The organism is Flavobacterium sp. ACN2, from assembly GCF_002303885.1.
Taxonomy (GTDB): domain Bacteria; phylum Bacteroidota; class Bacteroidia; order Flavobacteriales; family Flavobacteriaceae; genus Flavobacterium.
The window spans coordinates 409,533-427,492 of the sequence record NZ_MRCM01000002.1 but is presented as its reverse complement, the minus strand read 5'-3'; the positions used below and the strand labels follow the sequence as shown (position 1 = coordinate 427,492).

The 17,960-nt window shown below is 34.6% G+C and carries 11 protein-coding genes; 1 reads left to right on the top strand and 10 read right to left on the bottom strand.

Annotation, left to right across the window (positions count from 1 at the left end; translation table 11 throughout):
- From BSF41_RS03700 to BSF41_RS03655, 10 genes are all read right to left on the bottom strand, one after another.
- Complete coding sequence (locus BSF41_RS03700; RefSeq protein WP_095928210.1) at positions 1–1,209, bottom strand: NAD(P)/FAD-dependent oxidoreductase; 1,209 nt, start codon at positions 1,207–1,209, stop codon at positions 1–3.
- A gap of 91 nt (positions 1,210–1,300) precedes the next feature.
- The gene (locus BSF41_RS03695) at positions 1,301–1,978 is read right to left on the bottom strand and encodes a glycerophosphodiester phosphodiesterase family protein (protein WP_095928159.1); all 678 of its coding nucleotides are present in this window, start codon (positions 1,976–1,978) and stop codon (positions 1,301–1,303) included.
- 229 nt (positions 1,979–2,207) lie between these two features.
- Positions 2,208–3,875 carry an alpha-amylase family glycosyl hydrolase gene (locus BSF41_RS03690; RefSeq protein ID WP_095928158.1) on the bottom strand — a complete coding sequence of 556 codons (1,668 nt, stop codon included), beginning with the start codon at positions 3,873–3,875 and terminating at the stop codon, positions 2,208–2,210.
- Between the two features lie 127 nt (positions 3,876–4,002).
- Positions 4,003–5,865, bottom strand: a complete 1,863-nt coding sequence (locus BSF41_RS03685) for a glycoside hydrolase family 13 protein (protein WP_095928157.1) — start codon at positions 5,863–5,865, stop codon at positions 4,003–4,005.
- A 12-nt stretch (positions 5,866–5,877) separates the two neighbouring features.
- Positions 5,878–6,573 (bottom strand): prolyl oligopeptidase family serine peptidase, encoded by a 696-nt coding sequence (locus tag BSF41_RS03680; RefSeq protein WP_095928156.1) that lies wholly within the window; start codon positions 6,571–6,573, stop codon positions 5,878–5,880.
- 123 nt (positions 6,574–6,696) lie between these two features.
- Positions 6,697–8,811, bottom strand: a complete 2,115-nt coding sequence (locus BSF41_RS03675; protein WP_095928155.1) for a glycoside hydrolase family 97 protein — start codon at positions 8,809–8,811, stop codon at positions 6,697–6,699.
- A gap of 28 nt (positions 8,812–8,839) precedes the next feature.
- Complete coding sequence (locus BSF41_RS03670; protein WP_095928154.1) at positions 8,840–11,143, bottom strand: glycoside hydrolase family 65 protein; 2,304 nt, start codon at positions 11,141–11,143, stop codon at positions 8,840–8,842.
- A gap of 193 nt (positions 11,144–11,336) precedes the next feature.
- Positions 11,337–11,996, bottom strand: a complete 660-nt coding sequence (gene pgmB / locus BSF41_RS03665; protein WP_095928153.1) for a beta-phosphoglucomutase — start codon at positions 11,994–11,996, stop codon at positions 11,337–11,339.
- Complete coding sequence (locus BSF41_RS03660; RefSeq protein ID WP_095928152.1) at positions 11,989–13,506, bottom strand: MFS transporter; 1,518 nt, start codon at positions 13,504–13,506, stop codon at positions 11,989–11,991. Before BSF41_RS03660 ends, pgmB begins: the two co-directional genes overlap by 8 nt.
- A gap of 174 nt (positions 13,507–13,680) precedes the next feature.
- Positions 13,681–14,712, bottom strand: a complete 1,032-nt coding sequence (locus BSF41_RS03655) for a LacI family DNA-binding transcriptional regulator (RefSeq protein ID WP_095928151.1) — start codon at positions 14,710–14,712, stop codon at positions 13,681–13,683.
- Positions 14,713–14,948: 236 nt separating this feature from the next.
- On the opposite strand from BSF41_RS03655, the gene BSF41_RS03650 reads away from it, so the two are divergent.
- The gene (locus tag BSF41_RS03650; protein WP_095928150.1) at positions 14,949–17,930 is read left to right on the top strand and encodes a TonB-dependent receptor; all 2,982 of its coding nucleotides are present in this window, start codon (positions 14,949–14,951) and stop codon (positions 17,928–17,930) included.
- Positions 17,931–17,960 lie beyond the last annotated feature (30 nt).

The window sequence follows — 17,960 nt, the reverse complement described above, 5'->3', positions numbered from 1 at the left end:
TTAAATATTTTGAGCCAGAATAAACCCGCTTGTCCAGGCATTCTGAAAATTAAATCCTCCCGTTATGGCGTCGATATTTACAATTTCACCAGCAAAATAAAGATTTTCGTGAATTTTACTTTCCATCGTTTTAAAGTTGATTTCTTTTAAATCGATTCCGCCTGCCGTTACAAATTCTTCTTTAAAAGTGCTTTTTCCGTTTACTTTAAATTCGGCTTTTGTTAATTGTGAAGTTAGATTCTGCAATTGAATTTTAGATAAATCGGCCCATTTGGTTTCAACTTCAATTCCCGAAGCCAAAACTAAACTTTCCCATAAACGATTCGGAAAGTCAAATGGAGATTTTTTTGAAACTGCTTTTTTAGCGTGTTCCTGTTTTAAGTCTTTTAGGATTTTTTCGGCATCTTCAAAATCAACATCATTTAGCCAATTAACGAAAATGGTAAATTGATAATTTTTATCATGTAAAATACGAGCGCCCCAAGCCGAAAGTTTAAGAATTGCAGGTCCGCTCATTCCCCAGTGCGTGATTAACAAAGGTCCTGTAGATTCTAATTTAGTATCTTTTACATTTACGGTTACTTGTGCCGCAACGCCGGGTAGTTCTTTAATTCGAGAATCTTTGATATTGAAAGTAAATAGGGAAGGAACGGGGCTCACAATTGCGTGTCCGTGTTCCTGAAGCATTTCCCAAATTTTTGGGTTGCTTCCCGTTGCCATAACTAATTTTTCGGCAGCATAATTGTCGCTTTGTGTATCTATTTTCCAATGATTTTCTTTTTTGAAAATAGATTGAACGCTTTGTCCTGTCAGCACTTTTATGCCTAGTTTTTCGGTTGCTTTAAGGAAACAGTCAATAATAGTTTGGGATGAATTGGAAACAGGAAACATTCTTCCGTCTTCTTCAATTTTTAATTCTACGCCGTGTTTTTCAAACCATTCAATAGTATCTCCAGAACAAAATTGATGAAAAGGCCCGCGAAGTTCTTTTTCGCCACGAGGATAAAATTTTACCAATTCATTAGGTTCAAAACAGGCGTGCGTAACGTTGCATCTTCCGCCTCCGGAAACGCGAACTTTAGAAAGCACTTCTTTTCCTCTTTCTAAAATGGCAATTTTAAGTTTCGGATTTTTCTCTGCAATATTAATCGCGGTAAAAAAACCTGCAGCGCCTCCGCCAACGATGATTATGTCGAAATTTTTGATCATATTTTTTTGGTTGCCACTCCCGATAGCTATCGGGATCACGAATTTTTTATTGAACCCTGATGAACTTTGACAAAGTTTCTCGTAGCTGATTTTATATTTTATCTGGATTATCAGAGATAATTCCGTTTACTTTATAGCTTTTTACTTTTTCAATGTCTTCTCTTGTGTTTACTGTCCAAGGTAAAACTAAGAATCCTTTTTCCTGAATTTGTCGAACATTTTCTTCATTCAATAAATTAAAATCAGGATGAATGGCTTTTGCTTTTATTTTTTCGGCGAAAGCCAAAGCGGTTTCAAGATTTTCTTCTGTTAAAATACCAATTGGAATATTCGGATTTAGATTTGAGGTTTCTTCCAGCATATTCCAATCAAAACTTGAAATGATGAAATGACTGTAATTCCAGTTTTTTTCTGAGATATATTGTTCTATAAGAGATACAACTTTGCTTGGAGTTCCTAAACCTTTTAATTCTATATTGATGAAGCATTTTTTGTCAACCAAATCAAAAACCTCGTTTAGAGTTGAAATTTGGTATTTACCATCAATTAAAAAAGATTTCAATTCAGCTAAAGTAAAATCATTTACAAGACCTTTTCCATCGGTGGTTCTGTCTATGGTTTCGTCATGAATTACGATAACATGTCCGTCAGCGCTTAGATGAACATCTAGTTCAATTCCATCAGAATTTAAGTCTAAGGCCTTTTGAAAAGCTTGTAAAGTATTTTCAGGTTCGTAGGCTTTGGCGCCTCGATGTGCAATTTTGAGCATTTTGCAGTGTTTTTTTCTAACCGCAAAGGTCGCAAAGTTTTACGCAATCCCGATAGCTATCGGGAGCAAATATTATAAAAAAATGTTAGCCACAGATTATTAGGATTAAAAGAATTTTAAAATCTGTAGTAAATTATATGTCTCTCGCAGATTTAGGAGATGGAGCATGTAATTAAAAAAGAAATCCGACGAATCTGCAAAATCTGCGAGAGAAAAAATATTTATTGGTTTAAATCTCTTCTAGTAAAACAATGTCAAAATCATTGTCTATAATCACTTTCCCATCAATTACTTCGACTTCTTGATTTGAATAAGTATCTTTTAATTTAGTTCCGTTTGGGAAGATATCGCCAACTGGAAGTTCTTTTCTGCCTTTTGGTAAATCTACTCCGATAACTACTTTATCTGTAAAAGAGCCTTTTGTAAATATTCTGGAAAAAGTATAAGGATACGGATTAATGAGTTTATGAACTCCAGCTCCAACCGCAGGATGATTTCGTCTAAACTGGCCTAATTTCTGCCAGTGCAAAAGTATTTTTTGCGTTTCAGGATTGTTCTGAATCTCCTCCCAATTCATATTAGAACGTAGAGTTGCATCACCTTGAGTGCCTTCAACAACTAAAGAACGATTTGATTCATCACCATAATAAACCTGAGACATTCCAGGCGAAAGCAGTAGTTTATTTGCGGTTTCGATACTTTTTACTCGATTGGCATCAAAAGGCTGCCCATCGTCATGAGAAGACATATAGTTAAGGACAGAATATCCCTTTAGTTCATTGTTCAAAGCGTTAGAATATTTCGAAAATAAACCTTCGTAATCGTTTTGAGCAGCATTCCATTTAAATTCAAAGTTGATCATGCTGTTGAAACCATTCTGAAAATAATTTACTTTTCGATCTCCAAAATCATAATCCTGCCCACCGCTGATTCCGTAACCGTAAACTTCGGCAATAGTATAAAACGGATTCTGATCTAAAACCTGCATCGGATGGTGTTTTTTCCAAGTCTCAAATGCATAATCACATTCTTTTTTAAAGTCTGCCCAAACGCCTTCTTCGGTATGTTTTACAGTATCGGCACGGTAACCGTCAATTCCGAATTCCAGAATATAATCGGTCAACCATTTTATAATGTAATATTTTGGTGTTCTTGGATATCCTGTTCTTTTGAAGAATTCATCCAACGAAGCAATTTCTTTTTCATAACGTCCTTCTTTTTTCCATTTTTCTATTAAAAAAGGAGGGAGTTCGACTTCTTGTACACTTTCAGTTCTAATATCTGGAAGATTCTCAACCAAAGTACACATCGTAGTATTTTCAAAAGATTTATAATCGCATACTACGCCAGTTCTTACCCAGTCAGAAGGCCAAACGGGATCTTCGGGAGTTACTGGTCCTGTATGATTAATTACGCCATCCAGAATTATTCTGATGCCTTTTTCGTGTGCTTTTTTTACCAGATTGGCTAAATCTTCTTTTGTTCCAAAGTTCGGATCGAGAGCCGTCCAATCTTTTGCCCAATAACCGTGAAAGCCATAACTCAATCCAGTTCCTTCGTCAACGCCATCATGAATCTGTTCTACAATCGGCGTAAGCCAAATGGCATTGATTCCTAATTTTTCAAAATATCCCGATTCTATTTTTTTGGTAATTCCGATGATGTCACCACCTTCAAATCCACGTAATTTTCCCGGAGTTTTGGTTCGATTGAAATTGACGTCGTTGGAAGTGTCTCCATTGTAAAAACGATCTGTAAGTAAAAAATAAACATTTGCCCCTTCCCAAACGAAAGGTATTTTCGAAGTGTTTTCGTTATTCATTGTAACTGATTTTGAGCCAGAACAACTCATTGTTAAGTATACTAAAGATAAAAAAAGGAAAGTGTATTTTTTCATTATTTTAGAATATTTTAGGATGGATTGTGTTGAAAAAAATAGCCACGAATTCACGAATTATTTTTTAAAATCTGTGAGAATAAAAATTCGTGAATTCGTGGCAGAAAAAAAACTTTGCGTTTAAATTTTATTCCAATTCTAAAACCAAAGCTGATTTTGGTTCTAAAGTAATTTCAGAAGCTAAATCGAATGTTTTTCCTGAAATAACATCTTTTCCTGATTTGTAGTTTTTGATGCTTTCTTTAAAGCGGTTTGTTTTTACAACCTGCTCTTTTGCATTGTTATTGAAAACCACCATAACCGTTTTATTATCAGTATATCTGAAATACACATACGTATTATTTTCTGGAATATAATGCTTCATTTTTCCGAAATGAACCGCTTCGTTTGTTTTTCTCCAGTTGAATAATTTTGCACTGAAATCAAAGTAAGCCGCTTGTTCTGGAGTTCTTCCTTCTTTGGTGAAAGCATTGTTTTTGTCCCCAGCCCATCCGCCTGGAAAATCCTGACGAATATCGGCATCTCCGCCTTTGCCTTTATCTCCACCCATTCCGATCTCTGAACCGTAATAGATTTGCGGAATTCCACGAACTGTTGCCAATAAAGTCATTGCCAGTTTGTATTTTGGTAAATCATATTTGAATTTTTCATTCATACGATCCGTGTCATGATTTTCGGCAAAAACCAAAATGTTATTGGTATTTGGATATAGAAAATCCATAGCAAAATTGTTGTAGAATTTAATCAATCCGCTATCCCAGTTTGGCTCATCTTCACTAAAGGCAGAAGTAATCTGACTTTGAAGCGTAAAATCCATTACACTTGGAAGATTCGAATTGTAGTTTTCAATAGCACCAATTTTACTGTCTTTCTGCCAAAAAGCTAAATTTGCTTGATTGTGCATCCAGATTTCACCTACAATGTTAAAATTAGGGTATTCATCTGTAATAGATTTTGCCCAATTTGCCATAGCAGTTTTATCTGAGTAGTTATAAGTATCTACTCTGAAACCATCAAGATTTGCAAATTCAATCCACCAGATTGCATTTTGAGTTAAATATTTTGCAACCAAAGGATTTCTAAGATTTAAGTCTGGCATTGAAGGCACAAACCAGCCGTCAACACAAACTTCCTGATCTATTTGAGAAGCGTGAATATCTGTAATTACTTCACGTCTGTGGTGTGTTTGTGTAAAAGTTTCAAATTGATTGAACCATGTTTTGGTTGGAATATCTTTCATCATCCAGTGCGTAATTCCCCAGTGATTGGTAACATAATCCATAACCAGTTTCATGTTATTTTTGTGCATTTCTGCCGATAAACGAGCGTAATCATCGTTTGTTCCGTAACGTGGGTCGATTTTGTAAACATCCGATTGTCCGTACGTATGATACGAATGCTGTTTGTCGTTGTCTTCGCATAAAGGTGTGCTCCATATTGTAGTTGCACCAAGAGAAGAAATATAATCTAAGTTTTTAATAATTCCTTCGATATCGCCACCATGACGTCCGCTTGGATCTTGACGGTTTCCTTTTTCAGTTAAAGAAGCATCGCTGTCGTTTTTAGGATTTCCGTTAGCAAAACGATCCGGCATAATTAAGTACATCAAATCAGATGCATCATAACTTTTTCTTTCGGCCGAATTCGCTCTTCTTTCTTTTAGAGCATATTTTTGTTTAAAGGCAACTTTATTATTGTTTTTGAAAGAGAAAACCAATTCAGAAGTTTTTACGTCTTTTGTATCGATTGTCACGAAAAGATAGTTCGGGTTTTCTGTTTTTTCTACATTTTTAATTACAACATTGTTTGAAACCGAAGCTTCATACTGTGCAATGTTTTTTCCGTAGAACATAATCTGCAGTTCTGAATTTTTCATTCCAGCGTACCAGAAAGGCGGTTCTACTTTTTGAATTTGCGCTTTCGCGGAAGCGGAAAACAACAATACCAATAAGGCTAATTTATAGATAATAGATGTTTTTTGATTTTTCATAGTTTGTAATTTTTATTTCTTTTGTTCAAGCATCCATTTATAAATTTCAGGATTTGTTTCATAGAGATATTGAATCTCATGTCCTTCATTTTCTAAACGAGTAAACTTGAATTTATTCTTAGTTTCACACGATTCAAGACCTTTTGCAATTCTTTCCGTTTCACTAAATGGGATTTTATCATCGGCTGTGCCATGAAAAGCCCAAATTGGAATTTTACTAAGATTGCAAACTCTCGTTAAATCGCTGTCGTTAATTCCGCCGCAAAGCGCAACAACTGCAGCAAATTGGTCAGGAAAGTCTAGAGCTGTAATGTAAGCTCCGTAACCGCCCATGCTAATTCCGGTAATGTAAATTCTGCTTTTATCAATTCTATATTTTGCTTCTAAATCGGCAAATAATGTTTCAAACCAATTTTCTGTCGACCAGTATTTATTATCTGGACATTGAGGCGAAGCAATTATAAAATCAAAATTTTGTCCTTTTTCAACTAAATAAGGTAAACCGTATGTTTTGAGCTTATTTAAATCATTTCCTTTCTGCCCTCCGCCATGAAGATAAATTACAAGTGGATATTTTTTATTTTCTTTTGAATAGTCTTTTAGCACGTATAATAAATAATCATATTTCGCTGCAACTTTCTGTTGAGAGTAGCTGTTAAGAGTCAAAAGTGTTATTAAAATAATTAAAAAGCTTGATTTGTAATTCATTTAAATCGGATTTAAGTAGGATTATGATTTATGCCTAACAGATTTTGAAACCTGTTAGGATAAGCTTTTTGCAATTTAAAAAAAAGACAAGTAATCTTGGGGTTAATTACTTGTCTTTAAAAATTATTTGTTTTCAATAATGCTTATCGCATAACCTCCACCTGGAGCAGAAAACTGAGATAATTTTGATTTGTTTGTTACAGCAATTTTTTTGATAGTATAAGCCTGCGGATTAGTTTTGTAATGCGCATCTTTTGCATCAGCATAAATTGTTGCGGTATATTTTTTACCTTTTTCAAGGAAACCGAAATCGATGTTTGACGTACGAGAATTGTCTCCGTTTACGTTTCCAACGAACCAGTTATTAGTTCCTTTTGCTTTACGGGCAACAGTGATAAAATCTCCAGGTTCAGCCTCGATATATTTACTTTCTGACCAATCTACAGCTACATCTTTAATGAATTGAAATGCATCTGGGAAACGGTTATAGTTTTCTGGAGTATCAGCCGCCATTTGTAATGGGCTGTACATGGTAACGTATAAAGCTAATTGGTTTGCAATTGTACTGTTTACATGAGATTTGTTCTCAGGATTCATTTTACTGATATCCATTTCGAAAATTCCAGGAGTATAATCCATTGGACCACCAATTAAACGTGTAAATGGTAAAACGGTAACGTGGTTTGGTTTAGAACCTCCAAACGCTTGGTATTCTGTTCCTCTTGCTGCTTCGTTTCCAATTAAGTTAGGATACGTTCTTGCAATTCCTGTTGGGCGAACTGCTTCGTGAGCATTCACCATAATTTTATAATCAGCCGCTTTTTCGATAGCATATTGATAGTGGTTTACAATCCATTGGCTGTAGTGGTTTTCACCTCTCGGTAAAATATCTCCAACATAACCGCTTTTTACAGCGTCATATCCGTTATCGTTCATGAATTTGTAAGCAGCATCCATATGGCGCTCGTAGTTACGAACAGATCCTGAAGTTTCGTGGTGCATGATGATTTTTACACCTTTAGATTTTGCATATTCGTGAAGACCTTTTACATCAAAATCTGGGTAAGGAGTTAAGAAATCAAAAACATAATCTTTTGAATGTCCAAACCAGTCTTCCCAGCCTTCGTTCCATCCTTCAACTAAAACAGCGTCGAAACCATTTGCAGCAGCAAAATCAATGTATTTTTTTACGTTAGCATTGTTTGCTCCGTGAGTTCCGTTTGGTTTTGCTTTTGAAAAATCAGAAACACCCAATTGAACTGTCGGGAAATCGTTAGTGTAAGACCAAGAACTTTTTCCTGTAATCATTTCCCACCAAACACCAACATATTTTACTGGTTTGATCCAAGAAGTATTTTCAATTTTTGATGGATCGTTTAAGTTATAAGTCATTTTTGAAGCTAAGATTTCTCTAGCGTCGTCGCTTATGATAATCGTTCTCCAAGGCGAATGATTTGGTGCTTGCATGTGACCTTTGTCTCCTTTTGCATCTGGTGTTAACCAAGATTCGAAAATCAAGTTTTTATCGTCTAAATTCAAGTGCATGCAAGAATAGTCGATTAAAGCTGCTTCGTGTAAGTTGATGTAGATTCCGTCAGCAGTTTTTAACATCAAAGAAGTTTGAACTCCTGTTGGTGAAAAAGATTTTTGAGAAACGTTTGCTGTATATGCTTTCTCAGATAAACCTCTAATCTCAGATAATTTAGATTTTGTATAATCATATTCCTGTGTGTCATAATCTCCTGGAATCCAGAAAGCAGTATGATCTCCAGTCATTGCAAATTGTGATCTTTCTTCTTTGATTACAAAGTAAGTAAGATTTTTTTGCGCTGGAAATTCATATCTAAATCCTAAACCATCATCAAATAAACGGAAACGGATAATAATTTGTCTGTCTGTTCCTTTTTGGTTTAAAGTCACAGCCAATTCATTATAATGATTTCTGATGTGATCTACTTCTCCCCAAACCGGTTTCCAAGTTTCGTCAAAAGTGGAAGTTTTAGTATCAGTAATTGTAAAGTCGTTCAATAAAGATTTTTTATCATCTTTAAGTTCAAGACCTAATTTGCTGGTTTTTACAACTTCTTTATTTTTGTATTTTAAATTGTACGTTGGAGTTCCGTCGTTTTGAAGAGAAAATTCCATTACGAACTTGCCTTCGGGTGATTTTAATTGTTGTGCTTCAGCGATTGAGCTAAAAGCAAACAAGATTAAACTTGCGAAAAATAAGTTTTTCATGTTTTTTAGATTTTTAGTGTATTGTAATTTAATTTATTTGTACAAATTTACTTGCAATTTCAGGTTTTCCATTAACAATAATTGTTAAATCTTGATCGCCGTCTACAGTAAAAGTTGTTTCGTTATGATTTACAGCTACTTTTAAAATTTGGTTTCTGAAATTAATTTTAAAAGAGTAACCTTTCCATTCTTTTGGAATTTTTGGAGAGAAATGTAATTGATCATTTTTCACTCGCATTCCACCAAAACCTTCTACAATACTCATCCAGGTTCCAGCCATCGACGTGATGTGACAACCTTCTTCCACTTCTTTATTATAATCATCCAAATCCAGACGAGAAGTTCTTAAATAAAATGTATATGCCATGTCCATTTTATCTAAAGCTGCAGCTTGAATCGAGTGCACGCAAGGCGAAAGCGAACTTTCGTGTACGGTAAATGATTCATAAAATTCGAAATTGCGTTTTAATTCTTCTTTTGAGAAATGATCTTCGAAGAAATAAAAACCTTGTAAAACGTCTGCCTGTTTGATGTAAGGAGAACGCAACACACGATCCCAAGACCATTTTTGGTTAATCGGGCGTTGTGAACGATCTAAATCTTTTACCGGAACTAAATCTTTGTCTAAGAAACCATCTTGCTGTAAGTAGATTCCAAGTTCTTCAGAAATAGGGAAGTACATATCGTCTGCCACTTTTTTCCATTCTTTGATTTCTTCAGATGAAAGATTAACTTTTTCCATCACTCTTTTGTGATCTGCTGGATATTCTGAAGCTACTTTTTCAATTTGTTCAGCAGCAAAATCAATACACCACTTTGCAATATAATTGGTGTAGAAATTATTGTTGATGTTGTTTTCGTATTCATTTGGACCTGTAACGCCCAAAATCACGTATTGATTTTTATCTTTTGAGAAAGAAGCTCTTTGGTGCCAGAAACGTGCAATACCAATTAAAACTTCTAAACCTTTTTCTGGAATATAAGAGTAATCGCCCGTGTAACGGTTATAGTTGTAAATTGCAAAAGCAATCGCACCATTTCTATGGATTTCTTCGTGTGTGATTTCCCATTCGTTGTGGCATTCTTCACCATTCATGGTAACCATTGGGTACAACGCTGCGCCGTTTTTGAAACCTAAATTATCCTTAGCATTTTCAATCGCTTTGTCTAATTGATTGTAACGATACGTCAATAAGTTTCTTGCAACCTGCTGGTCTTTTGTTGCCATATAAAACGGAATACAATAAGCCTCAGTGTCCCAATAAGTAGATCCGCCGTATTTTTCTCCTGTAAATCCTTTTGGACCAATATTTAAACGAGAATCTTTTCCTGAATACGTTTGGTTTAATTGGAAAATGTTGAAGCGAATTCCCTGTTGTGCTTTTACATCTCCTTCAATGGTAATATCTGACATTTCCCAAACTTTTGCCCAAGCCTCAATTTGATTTTGAAGCAAAGTATCATATCCTAAGGCAACCGCAGATTTGATTACTTTTTCGGCTCCAGCCAAAGTATTTTCGTGGTTTAAAGAAACCGTATAACCTCCAATTTTTTGGATTGTTGAGGTTTGTCCTTTTGCGATAATAGTACCGTACGTATATTGAACTTTATCTACAGTTGAATCGATTGTTGATGGCGAAACATTGATGTTTTCTCCATTTGCCAAAATCGTATTGTGCATAAAAGTCGTTACTTTAAAATGCGTTTTGAAAGTTTGAGCCGTTACAAAAGCTTCATTTGTACCTTTTTTAACTTCCAAAGGTTCCCAGAATTTTTCTTCCCAGTTGGCATCTTCATTGGTTACACCAGCGTCGATATAGGGTTTATAAACGATTTTTGCATCTTTATTTAAAGGTGTAATATCGTATTTGATCACTCCAGCTTCGTCTAAATCTAAGGAAAGAAAACGACGAATGTTTACCGCAATCTCAGTTCCGTTTTTAAGAACAGCTTCAAAAGAACGATTGTACCATCCTTCTTTCATATTCAATTCTCTGCGGAAATTTTTAACTTCGGTACAATTGTGTAAATCAAGGTTTTCTTCGTTGATTTCAATATCAATTCCAATCCAGTTTGGTGCATTTAGTACTTTGGCGAAATATTTCGGATAACCGTTTTTCCACCAGCCCACTTTTGTTTTATCTGGATAATAAATCCCTGCGATATAACTTCCTTGGAATGTTTCGCCAGAATATGCTTCTTCAAAATTCGCACGCTGCCCCATAGCACCGTTTCCGATACTAAAAAGACTTTCGGACGATTTTACTCTTTCGACATCAAATCCTTCTTCTATTATGGACCAATTGTCTGGTTTTATATAATCTTGATTCATTTTTAAATTAGATAATGTGGCAATTTGAGGAATTAGAAAATGTGTCAATTTGATAATTAGATAATTATTTTTTTGACGCTTTTTTTACCTTTTGAACTGCTTGGTTGTTCTACGTTTTTTTTAAGTGAAATAATTTGTCGATCTGATCATTAAATAATTCTCATTTTAGAAATTATCTAATTATCAAATTTTCTTATTGACTAATTAAATCGTTAATAAAGCTTGTTTCGATTTGGGTAAAATCTTTAAAAATATGATCAGCTTCATGTAAAATTGTTTCCTCACCAATTCCAACACTTACCATTTCTGCGATGTTTGCTGCCTGAATTCCGGCAACAGAATCTTCAAATACGATTGAATTTCTTGGATCAATATGTAATAATTGAGCCGCTTTTAAGAAAACTTCTGGGTCTGGTTTTGCATTGGTAACGTCATTTCCGTCAACAATAACATCGAAGTAAGATAGAACTCCAGTTTTTTCTAAAATTGGTCTTGCATTTTTGCTGGCAGAACCCAATGCAATACCTTGATTTTTCTCTTTTAATAGTTTTAGAATTTTTAAAACTCCTGGAAGAACCTCACTTTCATCCATGTCAACTAAATAAGATAAATAATCTTCGTTTTTTTGAATTAACCATTTGTCTTTGTCCTCTTGCGAAGCCTGAACATTGCCTAATCCAAGTATAATATCCAACGAACGAACTCGGCTTACACCTTTTAAAAGTTCGTTGTCTTCATGCGTAAAATTTATATTTAACGACTGAGCAATTTTTTGCCAAGCCAAAAAGTGGTATTTAGCGGTATCAACGATCACGCCGTCAAGATCGAAGATGAATGCTTTTTTATTATTCATGGATTTCAATTTTAGTTTTACTATTTACTCTAAGAGTCAATAATCCTGCGAAAATCATTGATATACCTCCAATTATTAGAGCGTAAATAGGTTCATTATGGAAGAATTGTTTGATTACGAATCCTAATATCGTAGCGGCTACGATTTGCGGAATTACTACGAAAAAGTTAAAAACTCCCATATAATAACCCATTTTTGCAGCTGGCAAAGCACCAGACAACATCGCATAAGGCATTGATAAAATACTCGCCCATGCAATACCAACTCCCAGCATTGGAAGGATAAGCATTTGTTTGTCACCAATAAAATAAATTGAAATTAAACCAACACCTCCAGCGCATAAAGCCAATAAGTGTGTTGCTCTAACGCCTACTTTTTTTGCAATAATTGGCAGTAAAAAGGCAACTGCAGCGGCAATTCCGTTGTAAACTGTAAACAATACCGAAACCCAGTCGGCGGCATCATTGTAGGTTTTCGAAGTTGTATCTGTAGTTCCAAAAATATGCTGAGTGACTGCTTGAGTTGTATAAATCCACATTGAGAAAAGCGCAAACCAAGAGAAAAATTGAACCCAAGCTAATTTTTGCATTGTTTTTGGCATATTCAATAAATCGGTCATGATTATGGTAAAACCATTCTGAACTTTTTTTGTTCGTAATTGCGATGCAATTACAAATAAAACACCCATGAAAATTAGACCGATAAATAGAATGTAAAGTTCTTTTGCCAGACTGTTTTCGAAAATTAAAAATGAAATTAATGCTCCGATACCAGCAAACAGTAATCCTAAAAGCAATTGTTTTTTTGTAGAAACGCCAGATTCTGTTTCAGAATTTGATATGCCTTCGGAGTCTTTTTTGCTGTTTGCTTCAAAAGCATGAAGTTCTTCAGGCGTATATTCGGTTGATTTAAAAACGGTCCATAAAACGGAAAGCAGAAAAACGATTCCGCCAATATAAAATGACCATTTTACGGCATCTGGAATAATTCCTTTTGGCGCAACATTGCTGACATCAAAAACATTTGTGAAAAGATAGGGCAGAACAGAACCAACAACGGCACCGGTACCAATAAAGAAACTCTGCATAACAAAGCCCAAGGCACGCTGATGGTCGGGTAAATTATCGCCTACAAAAGCACGGAAAGGTTCCATTGAAACGTTGATCGAAGCATCCATTATCCATAAAGTTCCTGCAGCAATCCATAAAGTTGGAGAGTTGGGCATTACGAACAAAGCCATCGATGACAAAATAGCGCCAATTAAAAAATAGGGGCGTCGTCTCCCTAAACGAGTCCAAGTTCTATCACTGAAATAACCAATAACGGGCTGAATAATTAAACCTGAAACAGGCGCAGCAATCCACAAAATTGGGATTTCATCTATTTTAGCACCAAGGGTTTCAAAAATTCTTGAAGTATTTGCGTTTTGCAGTGCAAAACCAAATTGTATTCCTAAGAAACCGAAACTCATGTTCCAAATTTCCCAGAAACTTAATTTACGCTTTTCCATTATCGTAATTTGAAAAATTATACGATAAGCGCTTTGCTTATCAAAACTTTGTTCTTTTCGAAGTAAAACTAAAAGCCTTGACGGGCGTAAAATTATAAATTATTTTTTTATATATGCTAATAAAAAAGCCATAAATATTATTTATGGCTTTAGAAAGTGTTGATTTTAAGTTTTTTAGTCAGTAGATTCTCTTTTTATTAAATGAGTTTCTATAACTTCTGTGGTGTAATTTTCAGTATGTTCTTCGTCGTCATCTTCTTCTGCTTCAAGTCTTTCAATAAGCATTTTTGCTGCTTTATTGCCCATTTTTTCTCCACTTTGACTAACGGTTGTAATTGTTGGAGTCGAGTATTTTGAAATGATTCCGTCAGTAAATGCAATTACAGCTAAATCTTCAGGAACTTTTAGTCCCATTTTATTTGCTGTTTTGATAATTGTTACAGCAAAAAGCTCATTTACAGCAAAAACGGCATCGAAAGCTCTTTCATGCAAAAGCTGACTAATGGTTATTTCGCAAGTTTCTACATCTTCAATTTTTATGATTAAATCTTCATTAAAAGGCAATCCATTGTCTAATAATGCTTTTTCGTAGCCGTCGGTTCTCAGTTTTCCAACACTTACATAATCGACCGTAGTTACCAGAGCGATCTTTTTGCGGCCGTTGTCAATTAAACTTTGAACTGCTTCATAGGCTGCAGATTTATCATCAATAATTACTTTATCGCATAATATATCGTTTGTAACGCGATCAAACATTACTACAGGCATTCCTTGGTTGATCACTTCGGTAATATGATGAAAGTCGCCTTTAAATTGTGTTTCTTTAGAAAGAGACATGATAAAACCATCGATACTTCCGTTGGCTAACATCTCCATATTTAGAACTTCTTTGTCAAAAGAATCGTCTGATACACAGATAACTACGCTGTATCCGTATTCGTTTGCAACCTGTTCTACTCCGTTGATGACAGTAGAGAAAAAGTAGTGTACGATTTCTGGAATAATAATCCCGATACTCTTGGTTTTTCGGTTCTTTAAACTAAGGGCAATATTGTTGGGCTTGTAGTTGTAAAACTTCGCAAAAGCCTGCACTTTTAGTCGTGTTTCTTCGCCAATTTCTAGACTGTTTCTAAGTGATTTTGAGACAGTTGAGATAGACACGTCAAGCTCTTTTGCAATCTGTTTGAGGGTTATTTTACGTTTCATGGAGTTAATTGAAAAAAATCTAATTAATAATAAAGGTGTGCAATATTTTTGGTATTTGCAATTTTAACGCTAAAAGATTACAAAAAATAGAAAGTTTTCAACACTACCACGTTTTCGTAAAGCAATAAAAATTGTCTCTGGTTGAGCATGTTAATAAATTCATAATTTTGGAGTTCGAAGTAAAATTAAAAACTTAACTAACAGTCAAAAACTCAAAACTAATTTAAACAAAAAGTATGAAAACAATTTACAAAAAGTTGTTATTTTTATTCCTTCTGCTTCCGTTTACAGTACTAGCTCAGAGTACTTTAAGTGGAGTAGTAACTGATCATGCCACAGGTCAGCCAATACCAGGGGTAAATGTAAATGTACAAGGTTCCGCAACTGGTACCTCTACAGATTTTGATGGTAAATTCCAATTGCCAAATTTAAAAAATGGAGACAAGATTTTAGTTTCATTTATTGGATACAAAACAGCGACTATTGTCTTTAATGGTCAGAAAAACTTGCCAGTATCTTTAGAAGAGGATACCAATCAATTGCAAGAAGTTGTAGTGCAAGTGGGTTACGGAACTGTTAAGAAAAAAGATGCAACAGGATCTGTTTCTCAAATTTCAGCCAAAGAATTTAATAAAGGTATCAACGTTACTCCAGAATCTTTGATTGGTGGACGTATTGCTGGTGTAAATGTTGTTGGAGGAGGTGCTCCAGGAGCAAAAGCAGATATTAGAATTCGTGGAGGATCTTCATTAAGTGCTTCAAACGACCCATTGATTATTTTAGATGGACTTCCTTTAAGCAACGCTGTTCCAAGTGGTGCTACAAGTATATTGTCGACAATTGACCCAAATGATATTGAGTCATTTACAGTTCTTAAAGATGCTTCTGCAGCGGCTATTTACGGTTCACGTGCAGCAAATGGTGTAATCGTAATTACAACTAAAAAAGGAACTAAAGGTGGTGTAAAAGTGAACTTCAGCTCTCAAGTTGGTATCAATACAGTAGCTAATACAGTTGATGTTTTAAATGCAGATCAATTTAGAAGTTTTGTAAACTCAAAAGGATCTGATGCTCAAAAAGCATTAATGGGTACTGCAAATACAAATTGGCAAGATGAAATTTTCCATACTGCTTTAACAACAAACAATAATATCTCTGTTAGCGGTTCTTTATTCAATAAATTACCAGTACGTTTATCTGTTGGTAATGTTGATAATCCAGGAATCTTAAGAAACACTTCTTTTGAAAGAACAACGACATCGATATCGTTAAATCCAGTATTGTTTGATAATCACTTAAAAATTGATATTAGCGGAAACTTATCTTTCAGCAAAAATCAATTTCAAGATGAAGATGCAGTTATTGGTTCTGCAATTAGTTTTGATCCAACACAATCTCCTTACGAAGCGGGTTCTCGTTACGGAGGATATTTTGAATGGTTGGAGCCAAACGGAAACTTAGCATTATTACCTGCTAAAAACCCAGTTGCAAGATTAAATCAAGAAGATAAAAGATCTAAATCTACTAGAAAATGGGGTAACATCAGCCTTGATTATAAATTCCACTTCTTTGAAGATTTAAGATTTGTTGCTGAAGCTGGTATCGATAGATTCGATAGTAGCGGATACAACAGACAAAGTACAGAAAGTGCTTTAGGATATCAGCCAAACCCATTCAGTTCTGGAAACTGGGTGAATTTAGGTAATAATGATACTTATACAGATGATCTTCAAAATAAAAACTTGAATGCATATTTTGTGTATAGCAAAACTTTTGGAAAACTTAAATTGGATGCTACAGCTGGTTACAACTATCAGTTATTCCAAAAAGAAAAATACCAATCTGGAGCTCTAACTCAGCCAGCAGAAAGTAGAAATGAAGATGTTATTACTGATCCAGATATCAATTTACAATCTTATTTTGGACGTGTGAATTTAGGTTGGGACAGTAAATATTTATTGACTTTAAACTACAGAAGAGACGGAACTTCTCGTTTCTCTGAAGAAAACAGATGGGGTAACTTTATGGGAGGTGCTTTTGCATGGAATATTGCTGAAGAGTCTTTCTTAAAAGATAACGAAACTCTTTCTAGTTTGAAATTAAGAGTTGGTTACGGTACTACAGGTCAGCAAGATATTTCTGCTCAGTATGACTATTTAAGAAGAGTTACACTTGGTACTGTTAATACTCAATATATATTTAATGGTGTTGTTTACAGAACAGCTAGACCAGAAGGATATAACCAAAATATCAAATGGGAAGAATTGGCTGAGATGAATATCGGAGTTGATTTTGGATTCTTAAAAGATAGAATTACTGGATCTGTTAACTATTTTGATAAAAAATCATCTGACTTATTAGCTGATGTATTAGTGCCAGATGGTGCTAACTTGAGAAACCAAGGATTTAATAATATTGGTGATTTACGAACTAAAGGGGTTGAATTCAGCCTTCAGTCAGATATCATCAAAAAAGATAATTTAACTTGGAACGTAGCGGTTAATGCTACTTATTTAGACCAAAAAATTGAAAGTTTAGGTCAGACTGTTGAAGGTTTCCAAGGTTATGAAGTAGGAGATAATATTAAAGGTGGAAACGGAAATAAAGTTTTAATTAATACAGTTGGATCTGCTCCAAATTCATTCTTTGTATACGAGCAATTGTATGATGCAAACAAAAAACCTATCGCTGGAGCTTATGTTGACAGAAATGGAGATGGTAAAATTGATGGAAATGACCGTTACAGATACAAAAAACCAACAGCAGATTATACTTTCGGTTTATTCTCAACTTTAAACTACAAAAAGTTTGATTTTACAATGAACTGGAGAGCAAGTTTAGGAAATTACATTTTTGATAACGTAAATTCTAACTTAGGATATTCAGATGCAGGTTTAAGAAGACAAACAGACTTATCAAACGTAAGTTCAGATTATTTAAATACTGGATTTACTTATGAAGATAATGGAACTCAGCGTTATTTATCTAATTACTATGTAAAAGATGCTTCTTTCATCAAATTAGATAACGTAACAGTTGGTTATACTTTGGATAAAGCTTTATTGAAAGCTGCTTCTTTAAGATTCTCAGCAGGTGTTCAAAATGTTTTTGTACTTACAAAATATGATGGATTAGATCCGGAGAAATTCAACGGAATCGATGGTAACGTTTATCCAAGAGCAAGAACATTCTTGTTTGGAGTAAATGCAAGTTTCTAATAGTACATTGAAAAACAAAATTTTAAAACA